Below are 6,698 nucleotides of genomic sequence, written 5' to 3'. Positions count from 1 at the left end.
AAGCTCAGATACTGACCGGGGCGATGCTTGAGAACAGGCAACCCATCCACGGGATAGAGCGTGAAGGACGCGATCTCGGAGGTTTCGCTGTCCTTCGCGCCAACCTTGAAGCGCCGCCACCCGCGCCAGCCGCCGTCCTGTTCTTCCGCACCGGCGTAGATCTCTTCTTCTCGCTCGATGAGCGTATTGGCAAGGAACCAGTAGGCCTCGCCCCAGGCATTCAGGATCTCGGGGGTCGCGGCCTCGCCCAACACCTCGGCGACAGCGCCCAGCAGCGCTTCGCCGACATGGGGGTAATGCTCGGGGAGGATCTGCAAACCGACATGTTTCTGTGCGATCCGTTCCAGCGCATCGGCCAAGACCCCGGGATTCCGGATATGGGTCGCATAGGCCACCAGCGCCCCCGCGAGCGCTTTGTGCTGCGGCGAGTTTCCATGTTGATGCGACATGTTGAACAGCGCCCGGATTTCGGGAGCGGCGAGCAGCCTGCGATACATGACCGGCACGATCTGATCGACGTGCTCGGCGACGACGGGTGCAGTGGCTTCGATGATCGCGAGTGTATTTTCCGAGAGCGGCTTGGCCATCATTGTCTCCTGGGTTATAAAACATACCAACAATCCGCATCTATTCTCCCGCGAATTAAGATGCCAATCACAGGTATGTTTTTCTTGTGCGACATTCTGTCCGGCCTCGTGATACGAGACGCGTCGCTTGGGAGCCCGATCAGGAGAGATCTGCGAATGCGCTTGAACGACACTACGGACCTTGCCTTGCGCGTCATGATCTATGCGGCGTCGATGAAAGACCGCCGTTTCACGATCGATCATCTCGTCGAGGCCTATCATGCGCCCCGAAGCACGGTCATGAAGGTTGTCAACGCGTTGACCCGGGGCGAATTTCTGACTGCACAACGCGGTCGGTCCGGCGGCTTGGGGCTTGCACGTGCCGCCCAAGAGATCGGCGTCGGGACAATTGTGCGCCACATGGAGACGGATTTCGATCTCGTCGAATGTATGCGCAGCGGCGGCGATTGCACGATCACAGCGTCCTGCCGTTTGATTCCCCCCTTGGCGGAAGCCCGGGCGGCTTTCTTGGCGGCGCTCGACAGCTACACGATTGCCGATATCGCGATCTCGCCGCGCGATTTCGGGCTGGCGATCTCGTAAGGCTGATACACCGGGCTTCCTGTCCGTTTCGGCTGGCGCTTGCTCAGTCAGCTTCGCTAAGTCGATGGGCTGAACTCTTCGTCGACCCGGTTTACCCTCTGCACTGTCAGGCGCACCTGAAATCGAACGGAATAGCGGTTACAGACAAACCCTTCGGGCGTCGGTAACGGCAGAACAGGCCGGTGTGCGCGCCGGCAATGACGCAAAGTGCCTCCTGCCCGAGTGCGGTGGCTTAAGGGCCCGATTTTTTACAAGCGTTTGAATTTAATACATTTGTTGCGCCCAGAGCAAAGCTTCCGGCCGCAGAGACAATAAAACGTTTGATTTCAACTACTTAGATCCACGAACGCAACGCGAACGGATTAACGTATGGCCTCCTTACCTCAAAATTGGCAAAAAAGACGTCCACCATAAACCGGACTATTCAAACTGTTCGGCGCAAATTACTCCGCCGGCGCACGTTCGAGCATCTGCCGAAGCGTTGCACGCGGGAGGCGCTCCTGTTCGAGGAACGCACCGCGCTCAGAAAGACACGAACGCAAGCGAGCCTCTCCTTCCGTCAGATTGGGCATCGGACGCGCAACACGCGCATTCGGGTTCTCGGCCGTGGCAATTTGGAGATGGTCTTGAGCGCTCTCCCAATCCATCATGAAGGACAGCACATGAGGCAATTGCTCACGCAGCCGGTCGAGAATGTCGAAGCCGTGCCCGTCGCAATCTCCCCAGTAGAGAATGGCCACCTGGGAGAGCCAGGGCATCAGCTTGGCATAGGCCAGGATCGCCTTGCCCTGTCCGAAAATGATGCAGTCGCCAGGGCCTGGCTCAAATCGATCGAGTGTTGTCTCGTTTTCGACGATAAGAACGCGAGAGACCCGTGGTGGAGCTTCAGCGAAAAGCTGTGGTTGTATGCCCATGTTCGAGACCCATCCGCCTTCGCAACTCGAGGGGTGAATGCGGATTTTGACCATGCTCTTCGAGACCTCGAAAAGGCCGAGCTTGCCTTCGAAGCTCTCGGCAGCCTCGTCGATCCAACCGAACTCCCGAAAGACAGACAGAACGAGTTGTCGGTGCCGCTCGATCCACTTGGTGTCCATCCCTCGAACGGGAAGCTCGCGCAGAGACATATCGGCGAGATCCTCGTCACTCACGTTCTGGCGCCATCGAGCAAGCGCGAGGACAGTATCGAGATCTTCAGGCGCCTGGCGGTAAAGGAGAGCCCTGAGAGTGTCGTTGCAGATAGACGCACCCTTGAGAGCCTTGAGAGAGGCGATATGGGCGTCGAACGTGATCATCCTGTCGAGGTGATCGTCTCCAAGAAAGCGCGCGAGCTGAGTGCGATCGGCGAAGGAGATCTTGCGCACGAAGGCAAGATCACGGGCCAAGGCGAAATTCTTGCGTGTCTCGACCAGATTGGCGCCGCAGGCTTTCGCGGCCACCTTCCAGGCGTCTCGCCAATCATAGATCTCCGAGACGGCCTCGGGAGGGGATTCCCGGGTCATGCCGCGGGTTTTGATGGATTTCTCAAGAAGCGGACCATCCGGCTCTTGTTGGATGTCGTGCCCCCAAAGGTAGCCCATGGCTTTGCGGGAGCGTTTGAGATCTGCGCGCAGGTCGTCGGGGTATTGCAGTTCATGCACCTTCATCATCAGTCGACTTCCTCGGCATCAGCCGCGAACTTGAAGTTTTCGAGATCGCTGTCGTCGTCACTGAGATTGCCGAAATTAAGTGTCGCCACTTCCATTCGCGTGGTCGCGGTCTGCAGGTTGCCGGGGCGCGAGATCATGAAGATGGTCCGCGCGACCGGCTCAAAGGGACGGATCTTGGACATCGGCGTCGCCGCGATGATTTGCAGCCCAAAGGCCTCGAGGACCTGGATGGCGGCGCGTGTCGTCTCGCTATCGGATTTGCTGAACGCTTCGTCGATCAGCATCGTGTGGAGACAGTGATCGCGCACGCTCTCGTCATAGGCCTTGAAGGCGGTGTTGACGGCGACGCCCATCATGAACGCCGAGAAGCGTTCACGCTCCCCGCCGGACAGGCTTTGCCCGCTGTCGATCTGGCGCACCAGCCGCTCAGTGCCGTTTTCCTCGATGCGCAATTCGCGGATCGTCGCGTCCCAGCGGTTTGCCAGATACTGGATGCGCTGACGACGGTCTCTTTGCTGGGTTTTTTCGTCATCGCGGAGGAAATCGGCGATATCCGCGTAGCGCTGGAATTGATCCGCCTCGCTGCGATCGGTGTGTTGGTCGAGAGCCTGGCTCAATAAGGCATCGAAGGCGACGATGACCTGGTCCTTGGAACGATCGACACGGATCTTCGCGAACGTCCCAGCTTTTGGGTTGAAGATGTTCTGTTCCAGCACCGTGTTCACGCCTGCGATAATAATGCGGACTTCCTGATCGTAAGTGTTTAGCTTGCTTTGCAGGGCCATCACGTTCGTTCGCAGGGTGTTCTGGCGGAATTTGTCGGCTTCTTCCTGAGCGACAGGCAGCTCGCGTTCACGGATTGCCACGAGGCGGGCTCGCCATTGCTCTCGCTCATGATGGCCGTCGAGATCGGCACCGCGAACCTGATTGGTCAGGCCTTTGTTGCGCTCGCCGTCATAGGTATCGAGGTATTCATCGATGGCTTTGACCGCACTTAGGCCCTTTTGGCTTAGAGATTTACGGCCATTCGAAATCCGCGCGCGATAGGCAACACTGAGGGCTTCGAACATCCCGCGAATGCGACTGTCCTGTCCCATGGGAACGGCGCGTAGGAGAGCGTGGCCGCAACCGGGGGGAATGTCGATATTTTCCAGAAGCTCTCTGCGGATGGTTTTGTAGTCGTCGCGAGTAAGGCGTGCTTCGGCCGCGGCGCGCCGGGTTCGCATGTCATCGACCTTTTCCCCGATACGCTCCTGAGCGGAGGTCAGTTGGGTTTCGCGCTGGATGATTTCATGCCCAAGCTTGTTCAGGCGCTCCTTCTTCTCATCGCGCTTTGTCTCGAGTTCGGCGCAACGCTCGCGCCGTTTGCGCATATCGTCGGTCTGGATACGATCCAATTCTTCACGGAGATAATCGACTCGACTTGCGAGTCGGGACGTGTCGACTTCTTCCCATGGGCACATACGTCCCGATAGCTTGTTCAGCACATCGCGCTTGGTGTTGAGAGCCTTCAGGGCACCCTCCACGTTTTCGAACATCTGTCTGTCTTTCTCGAGATCTGCATCGATTGCCAAGATCTCAGCTTGCAGGATCGCGATCCGGTCTTCGACCGACCAGCCAAGCACGTAGTTGGACCGCTGGTTGCGCGACCGCGTCCCGTCTTTTTCCGCACTGGTGTCAGAATGTGAGATCGAAGCGCGCTGGGTGATAGCCTTGCCGCGGGTGCGAGGAAATTCTTCGCCGGACACACACAGGTGATCGGCCCGATGAGCGAGCTGTTCTTGCACGTAAGTCGAGAAGGGGTGATCGCGCAGTTCGATTTTGTGCGCCATCGCGCGTTTGTCCAATCGAGCCAGAGACACTCTCGCTCTGGATTGCGCTTCCTTGCCAATCCGTGCCTCGGTCATGGCTTCGAGGCGAATTCGGACCTGTGCCTCGGAGGCCTCCATGGCGGCTTTCGCGGCCTCATAGCGGCTCTCGGGAACGAGCATCTTCGTTGCGATGGCGCCGAGGAGTTGGTTCGCTGCAAACTCCCACCCGTCGCGGCTCTTTTCTTCGACCTGCATCAGTTCACCCATGAAGGGCATATCGTCAGGCTCAAGGCCGCAGGACCGAGCGATTTCCTCGCGGGCATTGCGCAAATCCGATCGGATTGGCGATCCTGCTTTCCTGACTTTCTCGATCTCGCCTTCGAGAGATTCAATGTCTTTTTCCGATTGCCGGATGCGCCCACCGATTTCGTTGTAGTCGATTTGCATCTCGCCGATCTGTTCCTGCAACCCAGGCAAGGTCGCGAGGTGTTTCTCGATTTTCTTCCACCCCGCCTTGTCTGCCGATACAGGAGGTTCCATCCCACTTTCGATAGCGATTTCCAGGATCGAGGTGCGCTGTGCCGTGATGCGGTTTTTCTCGCGAATCTTCGTGTCGAGTTCACGCTCGAGAAATTCGATCTGGTCACCGTCAGCGGCCTTGATCGCCTCATTGAGGACGTCGATTTCCTGATCGAGTTGCTTGACCTCCTTCTCGTCAGCTTCGTGCTCTGTTTTCGCGGCGTTTGCTTTCATCGCATAGAAGCGCTGCATCCGGCGCGTGGACAGAAGCTCCATGTAGGATTGCACCAAGGGGAGCCCTTGCTCGATCCTGTGCAGGCGAACTTCTTCGGTAAAGGCCTCGTCGAGCGTGTTGAGCTGTCTCGAGATGTTTTCGAGATCAGCGATCTGCTTTCGTGTCAGTGCGATCTTGGCGCGCGCCTTGCCGTGGGACTCGATGGCTTGAAGCGTTTCTTCGGCCATGCCGAGAAAATCGACATCTGGGAGCATGTAGCTGCGCACAAATTGGGTGGTCGACCCCATGACCTGAAGGCTCGAGGCAAGGGAGAGGAGGCGAAAGGCTCGCTGTGCCTGGGCCGATGAGCCAAGGCCAAGTTCCTTGCCGACACGCCCCATGAACAGGTCAAAATTGGGATGGATATCAAACCCGTCCTGTTCTCCGCGGGTGCGCAGGCGCCCGGATGTTTCCCAGCTGCGAAAGTCGTGATGCAGGCTCAGCGCGCGCTCGGAGGTAATGTAGTGCCAGTGGTTCTTCCCGCCGTCGTCGATATAGAGCAGTCGGCCAGCACTGAAGTTTTCACCAGAGGCATTGGAAAAAACGACCATGATGCCCATGAACGTTTCCTGGTCACCGAACCGGCGCAGCGTGTGCTTGCTGACCCGACCATCGGTTTCCTTGTCGCCGACGATCCCGCGATAGTAGTTCGGGACGGACCGGTCATTGCCCCCACGGCTCTCACCGGCGGCCGCCCCATTCAGTCGAGGCTTCATGTTGAAGCAGACATTCATTGCATCGAAGGCTGTGGATTTCCCGGCGCCGTTTTCGCCTGCGAAGATGGAGCCGGCGCATTCCATGTCGAAGCTTGTGGGAGCCCCGTGATAGGAGCCGAAGTTTCGCACCTCGATGCGTTTGATGCGATAGCCGGTGAACGTTTCCGGGCGGATCGGGCTCGGTTGCTCGAACAGGTTTTCCTGAATCTGATTCATGCTTTTTCTCCTGCTCCACCGGCATTATCGACGAATTTTTCCAACATAACTTCGTCTGCGGGTGCAGGCTCGATTGCTTCGCCCTGTGCCGCATTGAAGAGATCATGGACCAGATCGTCCTCGTCGAGTTCAGCTTGCTCCTTTGTGGGCTTCTTTCCGCCTTCGCTTTCGGAGACGTAAGTCAGGTCTTCGATGAACTGTAAGCGGTGTCTGAGCGGCACGTTGTCTGCGCCGGCGCGGACTGCGAGGTGATACCCATCTCAAGATGGGAGTGCGTTTCGCAATGGATGCTCAGACTGCGTTTCTCAGATCGCTGGGAGTTGAGATCTTCGAGAGCGGGCACCGCC

Annotated in this window: 5 protein-coding genes; 1 reads left to right on the top strand and 4 read right to left on the bottom strand. The window is 58.0% G+C overall.

Features of this window, described 5'->3' with window-relative positions:
- The coding region (locus tag F8R15_RS20585; RefSeq protein ID WP_253732829.1) for a globin domain-containing protein at positions 1-587 on the bottom strand (587 nt) is incomplete at its 3' end.
- 84 nt (positions 588-671) lie between these two features.
- On the opposite strand from F8R15_RS20585, the gene F8R15_RS20580 reads away from it, so the two are divergent.
- On the top strand, positions 672-1,169 hold the full coding sequence (locus tag F8R15_RS20580; RefSeq protein WP_216644158.1) for an Rrf2 family transcriptional regulator: 498 nt from the start codon (positions 672-674) through the stop codon (positions 1,167-1,169).
- Positions 1,170-1,612: 443 nt separating this feature from the next.
- On the opposite strand, the gene F8R15_RS20575 is transcribed toward F8R15_RS20580, so the two are convergent.
- Genes F8R15_RS20575 through F8R15_RS20565 form a run of 3 tightly spaced genes read right to left on the bottom strand, consistent with a single transcriptional unit; the run spans position 1,613 to position 6,572 of the window.
- Entirely contained in the window at positions 1,613-2,815 is a 1,203-nt protein-coding gene (locus F8R15_RS20575) for a Wadjet anti-phage system protein JetD domain-containing protein (protein ID WP_152845832.1), read from the bottom strand.
- On the bottom strand, positions 2,815-6,351 hold the full coding sequence (locus F8R15_RS20570) for an ATP-binding protein (protein WP_152845831.1): 3,537 nt from the start codon (positions 6,349-6,351) through the stop codon (positions 2,815-2,817). The genes F8R15_RS20575 and F8R15_RS20570 overlap by 1 nt, the downstream gene beginning before the upstream one ends.
- Positions 6,348-6,572 (bottom strand): hypothetical protein, encoded by a 225-nt coding sequence (locus F8R15_RS20565; RefSeq protein ID WP_152845830.1) that lies wholly within the window; start codon positions 6,570-6,572, stop codon positions 6,348-6,350. Before F8R15_RS20565 ends, F8R15_RS20570 begins: the two co-directional genes overlap by 4 nt.
- Positions 6,573-6,698: the final 126 nt, after the last annotated feature.

The organism is Thioclava sp. JE_KL1 (assembly GCF_009296265.1).
Taxonomy (GTDB): Bacteria; Pseudomonadota; Alphaproteobacteria; order Rhodobacterales; family Rhodobacteraceae; genus Thioclava.
The sequence above is the reverse complement of the archived record's forward strand: the minus strand, read 5'-3'. Positions and strand labels throughout refer to the sequence as shown.